The sequence below is a fragment of the Salimicrobium album genome (assembly GCF_900107115.1).
Taxonomy (GTDB): Bacteria; Bacillota; Bacilli; order Bacillales; family Halobacillaceae; genus Salimicrobium; species Salimicrobium album.
Genome location: NZ_FNOS01000002.1, coordinates 1 through 21,931, shown reverse-complemented (window position 1 = coordinate 21,931; position 21,931 = coordinate 1). Strand labels below are relative to the sequence as shown.

The 21,931-nt window shown below is 46.0% G+C and carries 23 protein-coding genes and 2 rRNA genes; 5 read left to right on the top strand and 20 right to left on the bottom strand.

Annotation, left to right across the window (positions count from 1 at the left end):
- Positions 1–40: 40 nt before the first annotated feature.
- The 7 genes from murC to BLU03_RS03545 all read right to left on the bottom strand — a co-directional run bounded on the left by murC (position 41) and on the right by BLU03_RS03545 (position 8,133).
- Positions 41–1,348 carry a UDP-N-acetylmuramate--L-alanine ligase gene (gene murC / locus BLU03_RS03575; RefSeq protein ID WP_093105651.1) on the bottom strand — a complete coding sequence of 436 codons (1,308 nt, stop codon included), beginning with the start codon at positions 1,346–1,348 and terminating at the stop codon, positions 41–43.
- Between the two features lie 178 nt (positions 1,349–1,526).
- Complete coding sequence (locus BLU03_RS03570) at positions 1,527–2,639, bottom strand: nicotinate phosphoribosyltransferase (RefSeq protein ID WP_008590845.1); 1,113 nt, start codon at positions 2,637–2,639, stop codon at positions 1,527–1,529.
- Between the two features lie 77 nt (positions 2,640–2,716).
- Positions 2,717–5,164 (bottom strand): DNA translocase FtsK, encoded by a 2,448-nt coding sequence (locus BLU03_RS03565; protein ID WP_093105648.1) that lies wholly within the window; start codon positions 5,162–5,164, stop codon positions 2,717–2,719.
- 146 nt (positions 5,165–5,310) lie between these two features.
- Positions 5,311–5,916, bottom strand: a complete 606-nt coding sequence (gene ytpR / locus BLU03_RS03560) for a YtpR family tRNA-binding protein (RefSeq protein WP_040609524.1) — start codon at positions 5,914–5,916, stop codon at positions 5,311–5,313.
- Positions 5,913–6,737, bottom strand: coding sequence for a DUF1444 domain-containing protein (locus tag BLU03_RS03555; RefSeq protein WP_093105646.1), 825 nt, complete (start codon positions 6,735–6,737; stop codon positions 5,913–5,915). Before BLU03_RS03555 ends, ytpR begins: the two co-directional genes overlap by 4 nt.
- 19 nt (positions 6,738–6,756) lie before the next feature.
- A complete protein-coding gene (locus BLU03_RS03550; RefSeq protein ID WP_093105643.1) occupies positions 6,757–7,071 on the bottom strand; it encodes a thioredoxin family protein in 315 nt (104 codons plus the stop codon).
- A 33-nt stretch (positions 7,072–7,104) separates the two neighbouring features.
- A complete protein-coding gene (locus BLU03_RS03545; protein WP_076572585.1) occupies positions 7,105–8,133 on the bottom strand; it encodes a PTS transporter subunit IIC in 1,029 nt (342 codons plus the stop codon).
- Positions 8,134–8,263: 130 nt separating this feature from the next.
- Here BLU03_RS03545 and BLU03_RS03540 point away from each other — a divergent pair, with 130 nt between their 5' ends.
- Positions 8,264–8,704 carry a YtoQ family protein gene (locus tag BLU03_RS03540; protein ID WP_076572586.1) on the top strand — a complete coding sequence of 147 codons (441 nt, stop codon included), beginning with the start codon at positions 8,264–8,266 and terminating at the stop codon, positions 8,702–8,704.
- A 129-nt stretch (positions 8,705–8,833) separates the two neighbouring features.
- On the opposite strand, the gene BLU03_RS03535 is transcribed toward BLU03_RS03540, so the two are convergent.
- Complete coding sequence (locus BLU03_RS03535; protein ID WP_093105641.1) at positions 8,834–9,337, bottom strand: DUF84 family protein; 504 nt, start codon at positions 9,335–9,337, stop codon at positions 8,834–8,836.
- 98 nt (positions 9,338–9,435) lie between these two features.
- The gene (locus tag BLU03_RS03530; protein ID WP_076572590.1) at positions 9,436–10,503 is read right to left on the bottom strand and encodes a M42 family metallopeptidase; all 1,068 of its coding nucleotides are present in this window, start codon (positions 10,501–10,503) and stop codon (positions 9,436–9,438) included.
- 147 nt (positions 10,504–10,650) lie between these two features.
- On the opposite strand from BLU03_RS03530, the gene BLU03_RS03525 reads away from it, so the two are divergent.
- Positions 10,651–10,968 carry a PepSY domain-containing protein gene (locus BLU03_RS03525; protein ID WP_008590829.1) on the top strand — a complete coding sequence of 106 codons (318 nt, stop codon included), beginning with the start codon at positions 10,651–10,653 and terminating at the stop codon, positions 10,966–10,968.
- Between the two features lie 113 nt (positions 10,969–11,081).
- Here the strand turns inward: BLU03_RS03525 and BLU03_RS03520 are convergent, their stop codons facing one another.
- Positions 11,082–11,927, bottom strand: a complete 846-nt coding sequence (locus BLU03_RS03520; protein WP_076572591.1) for a YtnP family quorum-quenching lactonase — start codon at positions 11,925–11,927, stop codon at positions 11,082–11,084.
- Positions 11,928–11,984: 57 nt separating this feature from the next.
- Positions 11,985–12,626, bottom strand: a complete 642-nt coding sequence (gene trmB, locus BLU03_RS03515) for a tRNA (guanosine(46)-N7)-methyltransferase TrmB (RefSeq protein ID WP_076572593.1) — start codon at positions 12,624–12,626, stop codon at positions 11,985–11,987.
- A gap of 265 nt (positions 12,627–12,891) precedes the next feature.
- On the opposite strand from trmB, the gene BLU03_RS13585 reads away from it, so the two are divergent.
- Positions 12,892–13,050 (top strand): hypothetical protein, encoded by a 159-nt coding sequence (locus BLU03_RS13585; RefSeq protein WP_008590823.1) that lies wholly within the window; start codon positions 12,892–12,894, stop codon positions 13,048–13,050.
- A 73-nt stretch (positions 13,051–13,123) separates the two neighbouring features.
- Here the strand turns inward: BLU03_RS13585 and BLU03_RS03510 are convergent, their stop codons facing one another.
- The 4 genes from BLU03_RS03510 to pepV form a co-directional block, all read right to left on the bottom strand.
- On the bottom strand, positions 13,124–13,915 hold the full coding sequence (locus tag BLU03_RS03510) for a phosphotransferase family protein (RefSeq protein ID WP_245698710.1): 792 nt from the start codon (positions 13,913–13,915) through the stop codon (positions 13,124–13,126).
- Between the two features lie 89 nt (positions 13,916–14,004).
- Positions 14,005–14,895 (bottom strand): NERD domain-containing protein, encoded by an 891-nt coding sequence (locus tag BLU03_RS03505; RefSeq protein ID WP_093105636.1) that lies wholly within the window; start codon positions 14,893–14,895, stop codon positions 14,005–14,007.
- Positions 14,883–15,416 carry an RNA 2',3'-cyclic phosphodiesterase gene (thpR, locus tag BLU03_RS03500; protein ID WP_076572597.1) on the bottom strand — a complete coding sequence of 178 codons (534 nt, stop codon included), beginning with the start codon at positions 15,414–15,416 and terminating at the stop codon, positions 14,883–14,885. The genes BLU03_RS03505 and thpR overlap by 13 nt, the downstream gene beginning before the upstream one ends.
- Positions 15,417–15,452: 36 nt before the next feature.
- The gene (pepV, locus tag BLU03_RS03495) at positions 15,453–16,796 is read right to left on the bottom strand and encodes a dipeptidase PepV (protein ID WP_176765395.1); all 1,344 of its coding nucleotides are present in this window, start codon (positions 16,794–16,796) and stop codon (positions 15,453–15,455) included.
- Between the two features lie 263 nt (positions 16,797–17,059).
- Between pepV and BLU03_RS03490 the strand changes: the two genes are divergently transcribed.
- On the top strand, positions 17,060–17,257 hold the full coding sequence (locus BLU03_RS03490; RefSeq protein WP_065757339.1) for a DeoR family transcriptional regulator: 198 nt from the start codon (positions 17,060–17,062) through the stop codon (positions 17,255–17,257).
- A 61-nt stretch (positions 17,258–17,318) separates the two neighbouring features.
- On the opposite strand, the gene BLU03_RS03485 is transcribed toward BLU03_RS03490, so the two are convergent.
- Both BLU03_RS03485 and BLU03_RS03480 read right to left on the bottom strand, forming a co-directional pair.
- The gene (locus BLU03_RS03485) at positions 17,319–18,044 is read right to left on the bottom strand and encodes a pseudouridine synthase (protein ID WP_093105630.1); all 726 of its coding nucleotides are present in this window, start codon (positions 18,042–18,044) and stop codon (positions 17,319–17,321) included.
- 11 nt (positions 18,045–18,055) lie between these two features.
- A complete protein-coding gene (locus tag BLU03_RS03480; protein ID WP_093105628.1) occupies positions 18,056–19,675 on the bottom strand; it encodes a putative polysaccharide biosynthesis protein in 1,620 nt (539 codons plus the stop codon).
- A 95-nt stretch (positions 19,676–19,770) separates the two neighbouring features.
- On the opposite strand from BLU03_RS03480, the gene BLU03_RS03475 reads away from it, so the two are divergent.
- A complete protein-coding gene (locus BLU03_RS03475; RefSeq protein WP_093105625.1) occupies positions 19,771–21,036 on the top strand; it encodes a BaiN/RdsA family NAD(P)/FAD-dependent oxidoreductase in 1,266 nt (421 codons plus the stop codon).
- Positions 21,037–21,091: 55 nt separating this feature from the next.
- Here BLU03_RS03475 and BLU03_RS03470 read toward each other — a convergent pair whose 3' ends face one another.
- The 3 genes from BLU03_RS03470 to BLU03_RS03460 all read right to left on the bottom strand — a co-directional run.
- Positions 21,092–21,343 (bottom strand): hypothetical protein, encoded by a 252-nt coding sequence (locus BLU03_RS03470; RefSeq protein WP_176765394.1) that lies wholly within the window; start codon positions 21,341–21,343, stop codon positions 21,092–21,094.
- Positions 21,344–21,577: 234 nt separating this feature from the next.
- A 5S ribosomal RNA gene (rrf, locus tag BLU03_RS03465) occupies positions 21,578–21,692 on the bottom strand.
- A 52-nt stretch (positions 21,693–21,744) separates the two neighbouring features.
- Positions 21,745–21,931 (bottom strand): 23S ribosomal RNA (locus BLU03_RS03460); the annotation flags it as partial.

Genomic DNA, 21,931 nt, shown 5'->3' with positions numbered 1-21,931 from the left:
TTATAAAAATCCCCCGGGAGTCTTTATTTATGTGCTTTTGTTACTCGGCTACGCTTTTCACTTTTGCTTCGTATTCTTCTTGGAATTTCTGAATATCTCCCGCTCCCATGAACAGAAGAACACCGTTTTTGTGCTCTTTCAATTTTTCTGTGTCTTCAATAGCAAGTATTTCAGCACCCGGAATGAGTTCCTGGAGATCGTTGATAGTCAGGTTGCCTTTGCTTTCCCGTGCAGAACCGAAAATGTCACACAGATAAACGTAGTCCGCTTCCTGCAGGCTTTCGGCAAACTCTTTAAGAAAAGCTTTCGTTCTTGAAAAAGTGTGGGGCTGAAAGATAGCTACCGCCGGACGACCCTTATATTTTTTTCGTGCAGAGTCGATGGTGGCGGCAATTTCTATCGGATGATGAGCGTAATCATCTACAAGAATCTGCCCGCCCCATTCTTTTTCCGTGAATCTTCTCTTCACTCCGGCGAATGTTTTCAGTGCATTGATCTCTTCGGCCGGTATGCCGTCATAGTCGCAGAGAGCAATGACGCTCAGTGCATTCAATACAGTATGCGATCCAAACTGCGGAATCGTAAAGGTGGCGTAATAGGTACCTCTTACAAAGACATCAAAGGTAGTGCCTTCTTCTGTTTCGTACACATTTTTAGCCTGGAAATCATTCGACTCCTGAAAACCGTAATAAACGATAGGGACATTGGCTTTGATATGCTGCAGATGTTCATCATCCCCGCACGCAATTATCCCTTTCCTTACCTGCATCGCCATCTGCTGAAACGCGTCATATACGTCATCGATACTTGTGAAGTAATCGGGGTGATCGAAATCGACGTTTGTCATGATGGCATAATCCGGATAATAAGAAAGGAAATGGCGCCTGTATTCACAGGATTCAAATACAAAGTATTCGCTGTTCTCCCCTCCCTTTCCGGTACCATCCCCGATAAGGAATGAGGTCGGGTAGTTCTCATCGAGTACGTGGGAAAGAAGGCCGGTTGTGGAAGTTTTCCCATGTGCCCCGGTTACGGCGATACTCGTAAAGCGTTTAAGCCACTCGCCCAAAAAGTCGTGGTAGCGGTAATAGGTAAGTCCAAGCTCTTTGGCCCGCTTTATTTCCTCGTGCTCATCTCCGAAAGCGTTGCCGGCTATTACTACATATTCTTCTTCAATATTATCAGCAGAAAAAGGCAGTATTTTAATCCCCTTTTCTTCGAGAGCCTTCTGGGTAAAAAAGTATTTATCCACATCCGACCCCTGGACCGTTTCGCCCGAATCATGAAGTATTTGTGCCAGAGCACTCATACCCGTACCTTTAATACCAACAAAGTGGTAAGTAGTCATAAAAAAACCTCCGTAATAAATTCCATATAGGTAAACTTATATGTATTATTCAGTAATGTAAATTTCCCAGCTTAGTGCTATATCATTTTATCACGTTCTTTTAGTAATCAAAAGCAGGAAGTATGTCCTTCTGTCACAATGAAAAAAGCACGAATTCCTTCGTGCTTTTTATCCATTACTAATGTCCGGGAACAAAATCAACTTTCTCCAGGCGCGGGTTCGGGGTATACTTACGACCCTGTTTCGCTTCCTGTTCCCCGTTCAACAGAACATTATCCCCGGTAAAACCGATAGTGATATCCAGCAGACTCCCGCCGACTCCGTACATATCCACCGGAACTTTATTCTCTTCAAAATGACGGATACGATCTTCCGAGAATCCACCGCTCACTATTATTTTCACGTGATTGTACCCTTCCCTGTTGAGGGCTTTCCTGAGTGCAAATACGAGTTCAGGATTGACTCCACGCGGGTCAAAAGTACCCATAAGATGCTCATTTCTCAGGAAATATTTATCGACAAGGGTTCGGGATGTATCAAGACGCACACCCTTCAGATCATCGCCGAACTCCCGGGCGACTTTCAGGGAGTCCCCGATAACGTCGTTGTTGTAATCTACAAGGGTCGTCAATTCGTCTTCGGGGAACTCTTCCTGATAAGCTTTCGTTGCGGCTACTACATCCCCTTTGAACATCTGGAGTAATGCGTGGGGCATAGTACCCATACCTGCTTTCCCCCACCACTCATTCATGGCGTGGGTGGCCTGGGCGGTGGAGCCGCCTATGAAAGCCGAGTAGCCGTCTCCTGCCTGTTGTGTATAATGATCATCCCGGTCACCCATAAAAATTATCGGTTTTTGTTTCCCGGAAGATCTCGCCGCTTTCACTACATTATACACATTAGTAGCTACCGAGGTTCTTCTCGCGAGAATACCGTCGATAATTCCTTCGAGATAACCGAACTCCTGATAAGGACCGCTGATTGTCAACACAGGTTCAAAAGGGCTGACACGATCCCCGTCCTTAAGTGAGTAAACCTCCAGGGATCCGGGATTTTCTGCAAACGTGTGGATAAGAGCTATAGCTTCATCCGTACCGCAGAGAACCGCATGACTCTTTTGGAAAAACTGCATGGTTACAGTGTTATCGGCTACATGTTTCTTTACGATATCATTGGTTTTAAGAAAATAAACCGCTGAAAACCATCCCTCACCGATACGTTCATCGAATTTAAATGTTTTGTTCGTCAAACGGGATATTTCCCCATTCAGTTTTTGTAATATTTCCTTCATAGCTTTACTCCTTATCCGTTTAAATCGTCACTGCTTCACTTCTATCATAATGAAACGCCGAGCTTTTCACAAGGGATTCAGGATAGTTCCCCCTGCTTCCATTCTTCCGACTGCTGTTCGGTAAGCAGTACATCTCTCGGCTTACTGCCTTTCTGTGAAGATATGATCCCGTGCTCCTCCATCTGGTCGACCAGACGGGCGGCACGGTTATATCCTACCCGGAACCTTCGCTGAATAAGAGAAGCACTGGCCCCGTTCTGAGATAGGACGAAGCGGACCGCCTCATCAAACAGAGAGTCCGTCTCTTCTTCATTATTTATATGATTCAGTAATTCTTCCTGTTCAAACAAATAATTGGCAGGTGCGATATTTTTCATAAATCCGGTGACTCTCGTTATCTCCTCATCAGAAACGAAAGCTCCCTGAACTCTTTGCGGAGTCCGGTCCCCGTTACCCATAAACAGCATATCCCCTTTACCGAGAAGTTTCTCGGCGCCGCCGGCATCCAGCACGGTTCTGGAATCAGCCTGGGAGGAAACACTGAAAGCTATCCTCGTCGGGATATTCGCTTTAATGAGCCCCGTAATGACGTCCACGGAGGGTCTCTGAGTAGCTACAAGCAGGTGAATACCACAAGCTCTCGCTTTCTGTGCTATTTTACAGATGGCATCCTCCACTTCCTGCGGAGAAGTCATCATCAAGTCAGCAAGTTCATCGATTACGATTACGAGATACGGGAGCTTTTTCTCGCTTTTCCCTTCCCGGATCACTTTGTCGTTGTACTTCTCAACATCACGTACGCCATATTCCACAAATTTCTCGTAGCGTTCCTCCATCTCTTTCACTGCCCACTTCAGGGCAGAAGTTGCTGCTTTCACATCCGTAATGACCGGGGAGACGAGCTGAGGTAGACCGTTGTACGGAGCAAGTTCCACCATTTTCGGATCGATGAGCATGAATTTGACGTCTTCATAGTGCGATTTATAAAGCAGGCTAAGCAGGATTGTATTAATGCATACACTCTTACCGGAACCGGTAGCTCCGGCTATCAGCCCGTGCGGCATATCTTTCAGGTCCGTTACGGAAGGTACGCCTGCGATATCGAGGCCGAGACCGACCGTAAGAGGAGAATCGGAGTTCGTGAATTCTTCCGTTTCAAAAATTTCCTGAAGACCCACCATCTGTGATTTATGGTTCGGCACTTCAATGCCAACGGCCTGTTTCCCCGGTATCGGCGCTTCCATTCTGATGTCTCTGGCAGCCATCTTCAATTTAATATCGTCGGAGAGATTGGTGATTTTACTAACTTTCACTCCCGGCTCGGGTTGCACTTCAAACCTGGTTACCGTAGGTCCCTTCATCGCATCTGTAACTTTGGCTTTTACCTGGAACTGCTGAAGGGTGTTTTCAAGCTGCTCCATCTGTTCGATGATAATCGTATCTTCATTCTCTTCCCTGACGACTTTATCGTTGAATAAATAGAGAGGTAACTCGTATTCTCTTCTATTATCTGTCTCTCTCTTAGCTTCTCCGGTCAGACCGTTCTGTTCCGGCAGTTCTGCAGTCTTCTCAGGTTCTGCAGTCTTCGGAGACGTATTCTGTTCCCCCGGTTTCTTGTCTCTCGATCTTTTGTCCTTCGGAGTCATAATTACATTGAAGGGGACGGAAGATCGGCTGCTCTTCGTTTCTTTGTTCCCAGGCTTTTCTCTGGTAATGATCGTCGCAGGTTCCGAAGTATCTTCTTCCGCTGCGTTTTCCTTCTCCTCAGCTGCACTCTCTGCTGCCCTGAACGTCTCCTGCCCTGTTTCTTCTACAGGCTTTTCTTCTTCCGGAACAGCAGTCTCCGGCTCCCCGTTTCTTACTTCGTCTTCTTCCTGTACCGGCAGCTCTTCTTCGGTAGACCCGGTATCCTCTTCTATAGAAAGGAAGACTTCCGTGCCCGCATCTCCGGAAACGTCAGATTCTTCTTCCACTTCGTCTTCCATATCCAAAAATTCAGATTCCGCAACCGTCTCCGGCGCCTCCTCTGTTTCATAATCCGGGATACCCTCTTCCTCAGAGGGAATCAACTCGTTTTCTTCTGTGATTTCTTCATCTTTTCCATAATTTCTTTGCCGTTGAAACCCATGGACCGGGGACGGAACCGCCGTAGGGGTGAAGGGTTTGGCAGAAGGAGAAGGTCTCTTTTCTTTTTCTTCGGCATTTTCCTTCTTTCTTCGGTAGTTGAACTGCTCAAAACCTTTGTTATCCGTACTTTCCTCCGACTGCGTCCTTCTGGTACGCTGTCTTGTTCGCTGCAGGCTTTTGTCTGCTTCCGCTTCTTTTGTTTCCTTCTTCACGCGGGAGTTGTCAGCAGAGTTATCCGGAATCATCGGAAAGCGGAACGAGCCGGTTTTCGGGTAATGGTACGTCATTTTTGATTTTGCTTCCGAACTTCGATATGTAGGAGCCGTTCTGTCTTCTTCAGGTAATTCTTCTTCCGGTTCAAAAAGCTGTTTACATTTATCGATGAATTGTTTCCACATATTTATTCACTCTTTCTTTGCATACTTTTCTTTCTATTGTATCAGCTTTTTCCTCCGTTGTGTTTTTCAAAAAAGTTAAAAATGCAAAGAGGCCCGCACCTCTTTGCATTTTTGATTCATTGTATCCCGGTATCTTTTATTCAACTTTATACAGGAAAAGGGGCTCCGACTTCATAAGAGTCATCCAGCACAAGAATACCTTTTCCTTCCGAACCGTCCGAGAGGTGAAGCTCTTTACTGGAGCAAATCATTCCGCTTGAAGCTGTGCCTCTCAACTTAGCATCCTTGATTTTCATACCCCCGGGCATGACGGCACCGACTTTAGCAACTACCACTTTCTGTCCGGCGTCCACATTAGGAGCTCCACAGACGATCTGCACTTGCTGATCTCCAAGATCAACCTGACAGACGCTCAGTTTATCGGCATTTTCATGCGGTTGAATCTCCGCCACATAACCGACGACGAATTTCTCTTCCAGGTCCAGATCGAGGTTATCATTAAGATTCTGGTCGGAAAATAACTTTTTAAGTTCTTCGAGTTTCTCTTCGTCCATCCGCATCTGCCCATTGCCCAGATCGCTGAAGTGACGGGAAGCATTGAAAATATTGTAACCGAGGACAGAACCGTCCGTTTTATCCGTAATCTTCACTATATCTCCGAATGCTTCATGTGTTCTGTTATCTCTATCAGTTTCATTAAACGGAATGAGCAGTACATCACCGACGCCCTTCTCGTTATAATAAATCATCACGTTTCATCGTCCCCTTTTTTTTCCTTCGGTTTTTTCTGTGCAAGTATGAATATAGGTTCCAACTTCCCATTTTCGTATAGGAAAGAAAGAGAAGTTACCGGTACAAGACCTTCCGCAAAAAACTTCATCGCCATCTGGGCCAGTATATCGTATCCGCCTTCATTCTGTATGTCGGCAAAGATGATTACGTCCTGATGGGGAATACTTATAGCCAGTTCCCCTTTGCATTCTGCTTTCATCTCTTCGAGTAAGGACTCATTCAATATTCTGCTGGCATCGTAACCATCATTCAATGACTGAAAATAGAAGTCGTTTCCGTATACGGTGTCTTTTCGCAGACTCACTTCGAGGGACCGGGCGTTGAAAGAGGCGACTTCTTTCATTCGATCGATACTCCAGCCCTCCTCTTCCAGTTTCTGGTAGTCGATGAGCTGATACGATTTTCCAAGATCAAGAGCGTAATAAATTCTTGTTTCGGCCGTGTGTTCGGTGTAAACCAGTTTCTTTCCGTTTTCAGTTTCTGTTGGAAAAGAAGCGGCCCGGATCACGGGATATACGTTCTTTTCCTGGCCGGAAAGTTCCGTATTCTCATTCATGACCCTAAGCGCTTCGCGAATATGTTCTTCGAGTTCATCCAGGGATTTTTCTCCTTTTTCCTGCCATTTGGAGATGACATTCGGCACTGTTACTGTAATGCCTTCTCCGGAGTGTTCCCACTCCACGCGAAAAGTATCTTTATCCCTGTTGAAAGAAGTTCGCCAGCCGTTCTCATCAAGGCGCTCTTCCAGTTTTTTCTTCATTTGTATGCTCGTCATTTTCATCGGTAAAACTCCTCTTTAATCATTTCGCTTCGTCGATGAAACTCTGTATTTCCTCCAGGGTCTTGCGATCTTTACTGACAAACCTGGCTTTTTCTTCCCCGCCTTTAAAAGCAAGGAAACTCGGGATGCCGAAAATGGAATAATCCGCGCACAAGTCAATGAAATCATCGCGATCGACGTACACAAACGTCCATTCCGGATTTTCACGTTCCAGCTCCGGTAACTCGGGTTCAATAACCCTGCAGTCCGGGCACCAGGCTGCCGAAAACATAAAAATAGTCTGCTCGTTTTCTGCTAACTGTTCAAATTCTTCCACTGATTGCAAACGTTCCATACGTATCCCTCCATGAGTCATTGTAGCATACCACTAGCTGGTTTCAATCGCCAGGTCTCCCGGTTTAATCCATCCTTTTTTTCTGAACCATATACCGAGAATGATAGTGACGATTATGGGAACTGACAAATGAGTTACGAGAATTGCAATACCGACTTCCCTGCTCCAGCCCATCGTTTCCACCGTCATAATCTGTCCGACGAATCCGCTGGTGCCCATACCCGCACCGGCAGCATTGTTTTCGAGAGTAAATACTACAGTGGCCATCGGCCCGGCTGCTGCTCCTGCTATAACGGGAGGAATCATAGTCACCGGTTTCTTAATCACATTACCGATTTGAAGCATGGACGTTCCGATCGCCTGAGCGATTATCCCACCCGGCGTATTATCTTTATAGCTGAGTACGGCAAAGGAGATCATCTGCGCTGCACAGCCGGCTGCTGCTGCCCCCGCCGCTATTCCCTCAAGAGAAAGCATTAAGGATATAGCGAGGCTTGAAATCGGCGCAGTCAGTGCGATACCCATCAGAACGCTTACCAGTATCCCCATCAGGAGAGGTTCCTGGACTGTTGCCCAATTGATGATATTACCGAAACCCTCAAGAAAAGCACTTATCGGGATCCCGATAAGAGAACCGGCCGTATATCCTGTCACTATCGTTACTAACGGCGTCAGTATGATATCGAGACTCGTCTCTTTACTGATCAGCTTTCCAAGTTCAGTACTGATCAGGGCTGCAATGAAAGAGGCTGCAGGTCCTCCGGCCTCCGCACCGAGCGCACCGCTGAAAAGGGCAGCAAACATTACGAGCGGCGGAGCATTCAGACCGTACGCTACCGCTACTCCGATCGCCCCTCCCCATATGAGGACATTCATAAGCAGATCTCCCATTTCTATTAAATGGGTGGAGAGAAAGGCGAGCGGCAGCCGTTCGCCGACAGTCTGGATAATAAGTCCGATAATAAGAGATGAAAATAAGCCGAGGGCCATATAACTCAATGAGTCGATGAAATAAATTTTCGGTGAAAGGGAAATCCCTTTTTTTTCTAAATAAGCTCTCATTTCTTACCCTCCTTCCCACTTCTATCAGCATACGTTAATGTATATACACATGTAAACGTTATTGTGCAGGATTAACTTCCTGTTTCTGAGGGTATACTTGATTCTGAACTATTAATTCAGGAGGGATTGCATGGAACTACGTGTATATCTGGCAGGCCAGATACATGATGCATGGAGAGATGAACTGAAACAGAAAGCCGAGAAAAAGGATCTTAAAGTGAAATTCGTCCACCCTCAGGAGAATCACAGTCGTTCCGACAACGTCGGAGAAGATATCCTCGGGGAGCAGCCGAATAAAGAAACCAAGGATGACAAAGCTTCAGCCATCAACAATTTCCGCACCAAGCTGCTTATGGAAAGATCTGATGCCGTCATAGCCTATTTCGGTGAGAACTATAAACAGTGGAATACCGCTATGGATGCCGGTATTGCCATTCAGGCCGGTAAGCCGACGATTCTTATTCGCGATGAAAGTCTGATTCATCCGTTAAAAGAACTTTCAAATCAGGCTACTGTAACGGTAGAGAATATCGATCAGGCGATTGAAGTATTGAATTACGTATACGAATGAGTAAAAGCAATCACGCATGAATGGCGTGATTGCTTTTTTAGAAATAACTGTTTATAAAGTGCACTGAACACAGAAAGAAGAAATTCCTGATGAAAAGTGCGTAACAAAACTTCACGGAATGAATGAGGCTTACAGATTATCGTATTCCCACTGGCCTTTCAGTAGCGTCACGATATGCCGGAACATTTTATCACGATTCATTTGTCCATTCGTAAAAATGCCGACTGCCCCTTCTTTTTTACTTACGTCACTCTTCTGGGCATACTTCTCCATAACTTCCCCCAGTTCCAGTCCCTTACTCATCTGCTCATGAATTTCATCAGGGAGGGGAATCCGGGCTCCTGCCGCCGTATAAATGTTCTCCTGTTGATCAACAAGAGCCCCCCAGTTGCACAGATAAAGATCGTCTCCAATCTCCATCACGCCGCCCTCAAGACCTATACCGAGATCCGCTTTAGCGGTCATTGCGCATTCACGGGCCCGATGAATAGCTCCTTCGAGCGTTTCTTCATCCGAGAAGGGCTGCGAGGAAACTTTTGAATCCACGTCCATTTCCACTACCGTATCGTTCTCAAAAACATCAGTTACTGCAGTCAACTTGGAAGGATTCAAAGAACCTACATAAATTTTCATATCGTCCACCTGCACTATTCTTAAAGTATGATTTACTCATTATAGCAAAAAAAACGCCCAGCCTAAACCACATACAGCTGAGCGTTGTACATTCTCCTTTATACGTTCTTTCTAATCTGTTCAAGTGCGTTGGCGTCTGTCGTTCTTACGAGTTTTTTAAGCAGTTCCTTTGCCGCGGCATAGTCATCGACGTGAATGATCGAAGAAGAGGTATGAATGTATCTCGAACATATTCCGATAACCGAAGAAGGCACGCCTTCATTGGCGATATGAACACGACCGGCATCGGTACCTCCCTGAGATACGAAATACTGGTAAGGGATATCGTTCGACTCGGCTGTATCAAGAATGAATTCTCTCATGCCCCGGTGTGTAATCATCGTTTTATCAAAAATGCGCAAAAGAGCTCCTTTACCTAACTGACCGAACTCTTTGCTCTCTCCGGACATATCATTCGCAGGAGATGCATCCAGAGCGTAGAAAATGTCAGGTTTAATCATGTTGGCAGCAACCTGCGAGCCGCGCAGTCCGACTTCCTCCTGAACTGTGGCACCGGAGTACAGTTCGTTCGGCAGCTGTTCACCCTGGAGTTCTTTCAGAAGTTCCACGGAAAGCCCGCATCCGTACCGGTTATCCCAGGCTTTAGCCATGATCTTCTTCTCGTTGGCCATTGTAGTAAAAGGACACACGGGCACAATCGGCTGACCGGGTCTGATACCTATGTTTTCTGCATCTTTTCTGTCGTCCGCCCCGATATCTATCAGCATATTTTTAATTTCCATCGGTTTATTCCGCTGCTCTTCCGTAAGATTGTGCGGAGGGATGGATCCGATGACTCCGGTTACGCTTCCTTTATCCGTCATAATCTGAACGCGCTGTGCCAGCAGTACCTGGCTCCACCAGCCCCCGAGCGGCTGAAAACGGAGCATTCCATTCTCCGTAATCTGCGTAACCATAAATCCGACCTCATCCATATGACCGGCGACCATGACCCGTGGGCCTTCCCCGTGTTTCTTTCCGAAGACACCACCCAGTTTATCCTGTACAATTTCATCAGAATATTTTTCCAGTTGCTCTTTCATGAACGTGCGTACGTTCCGCTCGTTGCCCGGAGCGCCCGGTAGTTCTGTCAACGTGCGGAACAGCTGCTTTGTCTCCTGATTCATGTATGTACAACCCCTTTTTTATTTCTTCCTTCTATTTTAACGAAAGATCTATCAGGTTGCTACAATTCACATCTTAAAGTTTAGATTTTCTTTTCAACGGATACTTTAGTATAATGGAAGATATCATAATTAGTAGAGGTGAATATCATGGATTGGAAAAAAGTAACGCTTGCCACCGGAGCCGGAATTCTTGCCGGTTACGTAGTAAAAGAACAGATTTCTTCGAAAAAAGGGGTAAACCCGGAAAAAGCTTTGAAAATAGCTAAAGAAGCATTCAAAAAGCAGGGCCCTATCAGCGGTTCCTGGATTTACATGAAACCTGAACAGTTGAACAAGAACGGTATCAACTACAACGTATATCGCGGTGGAATCTCCCGTAATCAGGACGGAGAAACGTCCCAGTACGAATTTTTCATCGACAGTGCTACAGGTACAATAGTTGACGTATCGGAAGAAGCGTCTTAACAGTTACAGCCAGATAATAAGAAATCCGAACTGTTCCGGAGGAGACTTCAAAGTGTCCCGGAATGTTCGGATTTTTTTATATACATATGAAATGCCGGATGTTCAGGAAACGGTCAGTCCCGTTCCCTTTTTACTTCCTTTACGACTTCCCCTTCTTCGTCGAACTTAAGCGCACGATAGTAGGCATCATGGTAGAAAGTGTACCAGGCGCCCTTTCGATACCCTTCATCCATCCATTTATCTTTCTCGTGAACGCTCGTAACCGGGTAATCATCAAAAGCGAGCGCCCACAATTTGTTCTGATGGGCGTGAGTAGGCATAAGATCGGCCATATGAATGAAAATGTCTTCCCCGCGTTCGAACCTGATAACGGCATGACCGTTACTGTGACCGCTCGTATGCATCATTTTCAGACCGGGGAGCACTTCCCTTTCGTTCCTGAAAGTTTCCACCTGGCTCTGGATTGCTTCCCAATTTTCCCTCCAGTATGTATTCTTCGAGCGCATATTCGGGTTTCTCATTTCTTCCCATTCCGTTTCACTCGTTATAATCGTGGCTTTCGGGAATACGGAGACATACTCTTCACCCTTTTTCTCCGTAAGTCCGCATGCGTGGTCAAAGTGAAGGTGGGTCATGAGAACGAAGTGGATATCGTCACGGGTGAGTCCTGCTTCCCGAAGAGATTCATCTATGCGGCTCTCTTCGGTAACTCCGAAGTTCCTCATCTGCTTATCCGTAAGTTTGCCATTTCCCATGCCGGAATCGATGATAAGATTTTTTCCGTCCACCTGAAGAAGGATCGGGTCCGTACGAAGTTCAATCTGGTTTTTGTCATTTACCGGGTATTTACGGCTCCAGAGCGGCTTCGGAACAACTCCGAACATAGCACCGCCGTCGAGATGATTGTTCCCGCCCGCAAGCCATGTAAGAGAAGCATCGCCGATTGTCAATTTTTCCATAATCATTCCCCCTTTTCTTTCAATAGTAGCATAATCCCCGCTGACATGTAAGCGTTATCAGATTCTGTTGATGACCTCACATCTGTAGATCGGCTGACCTTTGGCTGAGAATTTCTGTTCGTACTCGGTCATGACGTTACTTCCGTCCTCGAGTTCATGTAAATCAAGTGTCACATCTTCCAGAGTCATCCCGAATTTCGAAAAACTCGATAGCGAATATTCGAACAGACTGCGGTTATCCGTTTTTAATGTGATTCTCCCGTCCGATTTCAATACATCCCGGTACTGTTCCAGAAATGTTTCATGGGTCAGTCTTCTTTTATGATGTTTTTTCTTAGGCCACGGATCGGAAAAATTCAGGTAGATATGGTCGATCTCATCTGTCCCGAACATATCCCGCAGATCTTTGGCATCTTCATTAATCAAAACGGCATTTTCCACTTCTGCCGTCTTCACTTTTTTGACAGCTCCGACCATGACCGTTTTGACCCGTTCGATCCCCAGAAAATTAACTTCGGGGAACTTTTCTGCCATTCCTGCTATGAACTGTCCTTTCCCCGCGCCTATTTCCAGATGAAGCGGCTGATTTTTCGAAAAAGACTGCTGCCAGTTTCCCTTATTGGAAAACGGCTCCTCGGCAAGAATGTGGTTGTTCTCCTTTAAAAAATCATCCGCCCATGGTTTATTACGATTTCTCACATATATTCCTCCTTTATTCTTTCATTATCGTACCACGTTTCCTTCCGGGAAAAAATTAATTATCAATTTTGGACTATAACAGCGTATGAATGAGTATATGCGTTAATATAATCGCATAAGCATACCTGACAGCCGTTACTTCGGCTTGAGCTTATGAAAGGTGATATATGGACTACTTTCGTTGTTGGGTTGTAAGCGCTTCCTGATCTATGATTATATATGTGCAAAAGAAATCATATTATAAATTTAAAATGGAGTTGAAAAAATGAATTTACTACGTAGTGTTATCGATCTTGCAGTTGTAGCGGCTGTCGGAGTATTGTTTGTAGGTTACAGCCTGTTCGTTTACCCGGTGGAAGTCCTGAACGAAAAAACCAGTTCGAAGGCCCGCGAGAACGAACTTAAGTACGCGCCGGAACTGTAATACTTCGTGCACTTTCAATTAAAATGTAAAAAAACCCCTGCGTTACCGGTTTTTGCCGGATAACCAGGGGTTTTTATATTACTTTCTCAAGCAGATAAAGCCGATGCGCCACTTCATCTTCCTCTTCACGCATATCATGCCACTGTATGAAAGCCAGTAACTGAGAAATAGCATACCATTTCATTTTCCCGTACAACTCATCGGTAGCTTTTATTCCGTAATAAGTCAGCCACTCGGCCCAATGCTCCTCCGGTACATAAAAATAAAGGAGCATACCAAGGTCGAGAGCGGGATCGGCGACCATAGCATTATCCCAGTCTATGAGATACAAATACTCATCCTCCGACAGGAGCCAGTTGTTATGGTTCGTATCACAGTGACAGACGACACAGTCCGCATCATCTATCGAAAAACAGTTTTCCTGTAAGTAAGCTATCGCCTTCTGGACTCCAGCCTGGTTCCGCAATCTGGGAGTCAGAGTCAGGTCATTTATTATATCCGTCAAAATATCTGCAGGGGATAACGGCGTTTTCCCCAGGCGCATGAGCATATCGAGTAATTCTTTGGAGTAGTGGATTTTGCTGAGCAGTTCTGCAACCCGGGGATGAGACATCTCCTCGGGCTCCAGTTCACGCCCCTCCATCCAGTCCTGGGCTGTAATAACGTCTCCACTTTCCAGACGTTTCGTCCAGACAAGCTTCGGTACAATCCCCTCCGCCGAGAGCACAGCAAGAAAAGGGGAAGAATTCCGCTTTAAAAATAAGCGCTTCCCTTCCTTTTTCTTTGCATAATAAGCTTCACCTGTCGATCCTCCGGCCGGAGTGATCGACCATTCGTCCCCTAATATTTGTTCCAACCAGTTCACCTTCAATTCCTCAATTCCTGTTGAGTATTCTCGGTCCCGCTTCTTATTTAACTTAATAAGATTAACGTAAAAGGACCATTTCTTTCAAGTTATTCCGATCCCTCCCACTCCGGTGCTTTTACAGAAGTGACCCTCGCATGCTTCATGAGCAGCTGAGCAGCCTTCAGCTGGGAGTGTTTCAAAGGCATCTTAAGCATACGCTTTTTATTCATCCAGTCATCATGTTCCGCTTTCCCTATATATTCCGTCGAATATGGGGGCACGGTCTCCTGGAAGATGGCACCGGGTGCAAGAACTATTTTGCGGTACGGAAATGTATGATCATACGTCTGCAGAACACTGCGTACGTATGTTTCCGACCTGCGCAGCCGCAGGATGGGGTTAGGAATCTTTCTTCTTACTCCGCTTTCTTCCAGAATCCAGCTCCTCCCCTCCTCCGGATGGATAATCGTCCCCTCCTCAACATCAAGGTGGACGATAATATCGATCCGGTCCGGGCCGATCAGTATCTGGTCCAGTTCAAGAACCGCCCGTTTCATCTCCACCAGCGGTTCATACATCAGTAAAAATGTGTCGGGAAAGCGTTGCAGATAATATTTCAACAGGTCATCCCGTTCATAGCCCCAGTCTACGAATGACTTTTCCTGCAGCGTAGTGGATGCCCATTTTAATTGAAAATGAAGAAGCTGGTTCAGAAATTGAATTTTCAATTCTTCTTCATCGGCAGGTATTTCCGGCTGAGCCTCCTGCTCCTCCCACACTTCCTCTTCTCTGTTTCGAACTCTGTTCCAAATCCGCTTCAACAGGCCGCTTTCCTCCGAAACAGATTCTTCCTGCTCTTCGTAAAGTCCGCCACTTTTCCAGGCTTTATTAAGCCCTTCCCAGTTTTTCTTTTTCATCTGGATGAATTCACCGGTATAGTGGAAAATATTCGATTCATAGCGCGAAATGTAATCCTGAAGCTTAATTAATTGTGCCATCTCTTCACCTGACCCTTAAGTGTAACTGATGTCACCGGTTCGTATTTCGGAGTTCTGCCCGGATGAACTTTGAATAAGGTGCACGTGTCCACGTCCCAGGACAGGGAGCTGCCGCTTTCTATTTCAGGGAGCTTTCCTTTTCTCCATTTTTTTGCAAGGGTGATATGCGGGTGGAAACGGACCGCCTCCCCTTCCTGAAAATAATTGAACAGTCGCTGCAGTTCCTCCGAGTGTGAGACGGACTGAAAAACGACTCTCGGATGTTGCGGGTTGCCGAAGAAGCCGACTTCCCCGATTTTCAGATTAAATGGTGGAAAGTCAGAGGCTCCGGCCACCTTCTCTTTCCAGTGTTCTATATCCTCCACCTCTCCGAGGAAACGAAGGGTAAGATGAAAATCTTCAGGGGCGGTCCACACTTTGTAGTCCATCTGTTGTTGTAGTTTTTTTCTGTTTTCCAGAAGCCGTTCTTTAATTATTATATTCTTTACCGGGACTCCAAGAAAATAATGAGTGGATTTCAATTATATCACTCTCCTGCCCTTAAGAATAGATACCTGTTATCGCGTCCAAGTAAAAATAGCCTGTTTATATATGTCAATCGCCTTTCTCATATCTTCCTGAAGCACCATCTCATCTGCCTGATGAGCGGTGTCCGGACTTTCGGGAAAGACGGCACCGAACGCTACTCCTGTCTTTAGAACTCTGGCATACGTTGCGCCGCCGATCGCTTCCGGCTTCTCTTTTCTTCCGCTCACACTTCTGTACGCCTGCATCAGCGTCTGTATACCGGCGTGATCTTCCGGGAGATAGATGGAAGACATGTGATCCGTCTCTTTGAATGCAAGCCAGCCCGGTAGGGAATCTTTCATTTTATTTATGAGTTCCGCGTATGATTCCGTAACGGGGTAACGAATATTCAGACCGATTTCCCACTTCTCTTCATTCCCGTGGAGCGTTCCGAAATTCAGGGTAAGAGCTCCGGAAACTTCGTCTTTCGAATCAATACCCAGCTCTTTTCCCGTCGAATCGGATAAATATGTATTCATCCATTCTATCATTTCTTTCTGAGGAGCGGGTAAAGATACTCCGGCAAGGGATTTCAGTGCCTTTTTGATGGCATTAACTCCCCGGTCCGGGGTACTTCCGTGAGCTGAGGAGCCCGCAAATACGACTGTCAGTTTTTCTCCGTTCCTACATATCCTCTCCGCTTCCGGAAACGTCAGTGCTTCTTCACCCCTGTGTATGATAGTAACCTCTGCTGCCTCCGGAACCATGTTCAACCGGCTGCCGCCCGAGATCGTTTCTATATACGTCGTCTCCGAAGCAAAGTCTTCAGAAATGTCCCGTGCCAGATGAATATCCCACAGTCCTTTTTCCGCATGAATCACCGGAAAGACCGCATCAGGGGTGAAACCGAATTCCGGCATCTCTTCTTTTGTGAAATAATAGTCTATTCCCTTCCATTCTCTCTCCTCATCCGTTCCGGCTATTAAGCGCACTCTCTTACGGGGAACGAATCCTTCCTCTTTCAGCTCTTTCATAGCTATATAGGCCGCCATAAGCGGTCCTTTATCATCCTGAACACCTCTCCCGAAAAGTTTCCCGTCTTTTTCCGTCAATTCAAAAGGAGGAACACTCCATCCGCTTCCGTCCGGCACCACGTCCAGGTGGGCAAGTATACCGAACAGTTTCTCCCCTTCGCCGAATTCCACGTGCCCTGCGTAGTCGTCAACATTTTTAATGGTAAATCCATCTTCTTTCCCGATTTCCAGCAACTCATGCAGGGCCCTTCGAACGTCTTTACCAAAAGGGGGCTCGTCTTCTCTATATACACTGGGTATCCGTATGAGTCTGTTCAGCCTTTTTACAAATTCACTCATAGCAGCGTAGTTATTACTCATTTTTTTCATCCTTTCTTCTTTTTTATACCGGGAATTCCGCTATTCTAAACAAGCTGCCGGTAATCTTGTCCCGCTCCGGTTTGCTTTTTGGCGATCGCGTAAATTTTTTGTAAATTCGATGAATTTTCTGTAAAATGGAAGAGAAAAGGTGGATGATACTTTCTCACTGTTGTACAATGAACGTATCCTCAAAGGGTTTTGATACGAGGCGCCATTTACACCAATACTGAAGGAGTGATTTTTTGAATCGCCCATCAACGCGTATGCTTGACCGTATTAAATCGACCTATCTGTTTATAAAAACAGAAGGTACCGTCTCGACGGCTCAGGTAGCTGAAGAATTTGGAATAACTGATCGAACCGTTCAAAGAGATTTACACGTACTGGAATATAATGGACTTGTGTGCAGCCCTTACAGAGGAAAATGGAAAACGACAGAAAAGAAAGTGAAAGCTTCGTAAAGATAAGGCACCCGTCATCGTAACGGGTGCCTTTCTTTAAGGTAATATCAGCGGTACTCTATCACTTATATTTACTCGTAATGTTGGTCAGATATTCGATTTCATCTTCACGGAGTTCCCGGTATTCTCCCGGCTCCAACTCGTCATCCAGCGCAAGGTTTCCCATTTTAACCCGCTTTAATTTAGTTACCTTCTTCCCGCGTGCTTCAAACATCCGTTTCACTTGATGGAACTTCCCTTCGGTAATTACGAGTTCCACGTGAGAGGTATCCCCCGATTCTATAATATGAAGGTTTGCAGGTTTGGTGACGTATCCGTCATCAAGAGTCACTCCTCGTTCAAATGCTTCTGCATCGTCGACGGTCACCTCTCCTGCGACTTCTGCCACATATGTTTTCCCTACGCCTTTTTTCGGAGAAGTGAGTCGGTGGGACAGTTGACCGTCATTGGTCAGAAGAAGCAGACCTTCGGTGTCTTTATCGAGCCGTCCGACCGGAAATGGGGAAAACACTTTGTCCTCCGGCTGCAGAATATCTATCACCGTCCACTCATTCTGATCTTCCGTCGCAGATATAAGATCACCCGGTTTATTCATCATTAAATAGATGAATTGACGATACTCCACTTTCTCTCCCGCTACCGTCACCAGATCTTCTTCAGGGTCTACATGAGTTTTTCCATTTTTTACAGGAGATTCATTTACGTGGACACTTCCGCCTTTAAGTAACGATTTCACTTCTTTTCTCGTTCCATAGCCCATATTTGCCAGTAGTTTATCTATTCTCATTCGTATCCTCCTCAGGATCTGTTAAATATTCGTTCTATCCGCTTCACCCGGTCACCGAGCACGTGTTGAAGCAGGGTGGATTTATAGGCCAGCGTCAGGTAGGTAAGAGCTCCGGCCACGATTCCGATAAACAGTACTGCGAGTGCTCCCATCCGATTTTCCATCGGATTCCACCATATACCGCCGACGATTTTCACAAGCAGCACAACAATCGCCATAATGACGGTCAATATAGCAATGAATACGCTCCGTTTGAAAAGTTTTCTATACGAAAATTCAGTGCTTTGCCGTATCTTCCACAAGTTAAGAACAACTGCAGCTAATACAGCGAGACCAGTGGAGATGATGGAACCTTTCGCTCCGAACAATTGAATAAGAAACGAGTTGGTCATAAGCTTCAGCAGTATTCCGACGCCGAGGCTGATAACTGCGAAATTCTGCCGATTGATCCCCTGCAGGATAGATGAGGTGACCGTAAACAATGCAAAGAATAACCCGACAGGGGCATACCATCCTAACAGATCCCCGAAATAATCAAGCTGTTCCAGACCGTAAAAAGTTCCGTAAGCCTCCGTCGATAATAGAGAAAGACCGACGACTGCCGGTATGATCAGCAAAGCGATAATCTGCAGGGCCTGGTTGATTTGTCCGTCAAGTTTATTGAATTCCCGTTTCGTGAAAGAACTTGTAATGGCAGGAAGCACGGTCACGGCCATGCCAAGTCCAAGCGTGACCGGTATGATGACCAGCTTATGACTGAGCACATGGATAGCAGGCAGGGCGTCTCCTGCAATGTCTGCAAGTCCGGCATCTGCCATCGCCTGTTTGAACGTAAATTGATCAATCAGCTGGTACAGCGGTGTTGCTATTCCCACCAGCACAAAAGGTCCGGCATAACTGAGCAATTCTTTAAACATGTCCGGCGTTGTTAAACCGCTCTTCGTTTTCTGTTGTTTAAGATGTCGGTCCAGGTATGGCTTCCTTTTCTTCCAATATACAAGAAGTACCACCAGCGAAGCGATACCACCGATGAAAGCGGCGAACGTACTCAAGCCGATAGCCTGAGCGAGCGATGCATCCAGTACGTAATACACTATGTATACGCCGGTAAGCAGGAAGGCAATCCGCACAATCTGTTCTATCACCTGAGATACTGCTGTAGGAGCCATCGATTCATGTCCCTGAAAGAATCCTCGTATTATGCTCATGGAAGGAATGACGAGCAGGGCGAAGCTGACCATGCGTACGACGTGAGTCGTATCCTGAAGCACCGCTGCCGAGTCTTCATCGGACAGACTGAAAGAAGCGATTTTCTCAGCACCGAAAAACAGCAGCAGAAAAGCGATAATTCCTGTAGCCGCCATCAGATACATCCCGGAACGGAACATATCCCGGCTCGTCTGATAGTCTTCAAGGGCGTTATATTTAGAGACGAACTTCGAAACAGCCATAGGCACTCCGAGTGTCGAAAGGCTCAGAAGTATGTTGTACGGCGTGTAAGCGTAGAAATACAGTTCAATACCTTCCGGACCGACCATCTGTTCGAAAGGAATAGTATAAATCATTCCCAAAAACTTCGATAGAAAAGTCGCTCCGGTTAAAATCATCGTACCTTTTAAAATTTTAGACATAGCTTTATCTTCCTCTGCAAGTATTGTAGAATTAATCCTACTCATTCTATCATACATTTCATGAGAACACGTACCATCAGAAAGGTGAGAAATCCATGACTTATCACGTAACCGTCATCGGAGGCGGTCCTTCCGGGCTGATGGCAGCCATTGCTGCAGCCGAACAGGGCGCTTCCGTCCTTTTAATAGAAAAGGGTAAAAAACTGGGTACCAAACTGGCAATTTCCGGGGGAGGAAGATGCAACGTTACGAACCGCCTCCCTGAAGAAGAAGTGATCAAACATATCCCGGGGAACGGGAAATTTTTATACAGCCCATTTTCCGTTTTCAACAATTACGACATCATCTCTTTTTTTGAGAACCTCGGAGTCGGACTGAAGGAAGAAGACCACGGCCGTATGTTTCCGGCCAGCAACAAAGCACAGGATGTAGTGAAGGCGCTGCTCGCTTATCTCGACAGACTCCACGTGGAAGTCAGAAAAGAAACGAAGGTGGACGCTATACAATACGGGGAATCCGGGCACACCGTCCACCTGGATGATTCGGAAAAGATTCGTACGAAATCCCTTATCATTGCCACTGGCGGTAAAGCCGTTCCTCATACAGGTTCAACGGGAGACGGATACAAGTGGGCAAAAACGGCCGGCCATACCATTACGACCCTGTACCCGACAGAAGTCCCTCTTCTTTCGAAAGATGCCTTCATTAAAGATAAGAAACTTCAGGGAGTTTCTTTGCGGGATGTAAATGTCAGCGTACTCAACCGTAAAAGTAAACCGATCATCACCCACAAAATGGACATGTTATTCACCCATTTCGGCATTTCGGGACCTGCCGTTCTGCGATGTTCCCAGTTCGCGGTAAAAGAATTCATGAAGGGACACAGACCGGTAACAATCGAGATTGATGCTCTACCCGAGCAGTCCCTGGAACAACTTACTGAAACATACCTTCAGAAGTCAAAAGATCATCCGAAAAAGACGTGGAAAAACACTGTTAAAGGAGTACTTCCGGAAAGAATGATCGACTTCCTGATGGAGGAGAACGGGATTACTCCGGAAGAGACGAATGCTCACCTGTCGAAAGAGCAGTTCCACTCTTTTCTGAAAAACCTGAAGTACTTTCACGTTTCCGTCCATGATTCCCAGCCGATTGAAAAAGCCTTCGTTACCGGAGGAGGAGTCTCTATCAAGGAAGTCGTTCCGAATACACTCCAATCCAAAAAAATGTCCCGCCTCTATTTCTGCGGAGAGATTCTGGATATTCACGGATATACCGGAGGGTACAACATTACTTCCGCTCTCGTTACCGGAAATGTAGCCGGTATGAATGCAGCGTGGGAAGGTATGAGTGAAGGGTAGAAAATTTCCTGTCCCTCATACTCCCTTATATTTCAAAATGCTCAATAATTATGTATCAATAGCGGGTGAAAAAGTCACCCGCTATTAATTTTGCTTCAGTACCCTGAAGTCTTTTTTCCGAGGGATTTTCTATTTCTATACGCTTCTTTTCTCCCGAGGGATTCATTGACGAGAAGCTGCATTTCTTCCTGGTCTCCCTCTTCAAGCAGGGGATCCTCTTCACTCCAGTCTGAACTGTAAAGATAAAAATAAGAACGTATCCTCCTGAAATAAAAAGTGCTCCCTGGAAATTTATCAAAGTAAGCACGTACCACTTTTCTTCTCGAATAACTCCACCGTATCATTTTCATTGCAACCACTCACTTTTAAAGCTGGATTTTCTGCCAATTTCCGGGCAACCAGTGCCACGTCTATGTACCCGTCCATGACTTTCCGAATTTTTAAAATCACTTACGAATAAGATTCTATATAACATTTTTCATATAGAAAAGACCCTGAACGTAATGTTCAGGGTCTGAAGTAATGTTCAGGGTCTGAAGTAATGTGGCAGCGCCCTACTCTTGCGGGGGGTAACCCCGACTACCATCGGCGCGGAAGAACTTAACTTCTGTGTTCGGCATGGGAACAGGTGTGACCTCTTCGCTATTGCCACCACATCTTAGGAAGGAATGAACCTTCAAAACTGGATAAGAAACATACGACCAACGTATAGAGAAGATCTCGATGGATTAGTATCCGTCTGCTGCACGTGTCGCCACGCTTCCACACCGGACCTATCAACCTCTTCGTCTCAGAGGCATCTCTACAAAGGGAAATCTCATCTCAAGGGGGGCTTCATGCTTAGATGCTTTCAGCACTTATCCCGTCCACACGTAGCTACCCAGCAATGCTCCTG

Coding starts and splice junctions, on each gene's coding strand:
- BLU03_RS03555 (WP_093105646.1), bottom strand. CDS start 6,737: ATGAAAATGACGAGCATACAAATGAAGAAAAAACTGGAAGAGCGCCTT.
- BLU03_RS03475 (WP_093105625.1), top strand. CDS start 19,771: ATGACTTATCACGTAACCGTCATCGGAGGCGGTCCTTCCGGGCTGATG.
- BLU03_RS03505 (WP_093105636.1), bottom strand. CDS start 14,895: ATGGCACAATTAATTAAGCTTCAGGATTACATTTCGCGCTATGAATCG.
- BLU03_RS03485 (WP_093105630.1), bottom strand. CDS start 18,044: ATGAGAATAGATAAACTACTGGCAAATATGGGCTATGGAACGAGAAAA.
- BLU03_RS03540 (WP_076572586.1), top strand. CDS start 8,264: ATGGAACTACGTGTATATCTGGCAGGCCAGATACATGATGCATGGAGA.
- BLU03_RS03545 (WP_076572585.1), bottom strand. CDS start 8,133: ATGAGAGCTTATTTAGAAAAAAAAGGGATTTCCCTTTCACCGAAAATT.
- BLU03_RS03525 (WP_008590829.1), top strand. CDS start 10,651: ATGGATTGGAAAAAAGTAACGCTTGCCACCGGAGCCGGAATTCTTGCC.
- BLU03_RS13585 (WP_008590823.1), top strand. CDS start 12,892: ATGAATTTACTACGTAGTGTTATCGATCTTGCAGTTGTAGCGGCTGTC.
- murC (WP_093105651.1), bottom strand. CDS start 1,348: ATGACTACTTACCACTTTGTTGGTATTAAAGGTACGGGTATGAGTGCT.
- BLU03_RS03490 (WP_065757339.1), top strand. CDS start 17,060: ATGCTTGACCGTATTAAATCGACCTATCTGTTTATAAAAACAGAAGGT.
- BLU03_RS03550 (WP_093105643.1), bottom strand. CDS start 7,071: ATGGAACGTTTGCAATCAGTGGAAGAATTTGAACAGTTAGCAGAAAAC.
- pepV (WP_176765395.1), bottom strand. CDS start 16,796: ATGAGTAATAACTACGCTGCTATGAGTGAATTTGTAAAAAGGCTGAAC.
- BLU03_RS03480 (WP_093105628.1), bottom strand. CDS start 19,675: ATGTCTAAAATTTTAAAAGGTACGATGATTTTAACCGGAGCGACTTTT.
- BLU03_RS03530 (WP_076572590.1), bottom strand. CDS start 10,503: ATGAATCAGGAGACAAAGCAGCTGTTCCGCACGTTGACAGAACTACCG.
- BLU03_RS03565 (WP_093105648.1), bottom strand. CDS start 5,164: ATGTGGAAACAATTCATCGATAAATGTAAACAGCTTTTTGAACCGGAA.
- BLU03_RS03520 (WP_076572591.1), bottom strand. CDS start 11,927: ATGGAAAAATTGACAATCGGCGATGCTTCTCTTACATGGCTTGCGGGC.
- BLU03_RS03535 (WP_093105641.1), bottom strand. CDS start 9,337: ATGAAAATTTATGTAGGTTCTTTGAATCCTTCCAAGTTGACTGCAGTA.
- BLU03_RS03570 (WP_008590845.1), bottom strand. CDS start 2,639: ATGAAGGAAATATTACAAAAACTGAATGGGGAAATATCCCGTTTGACG.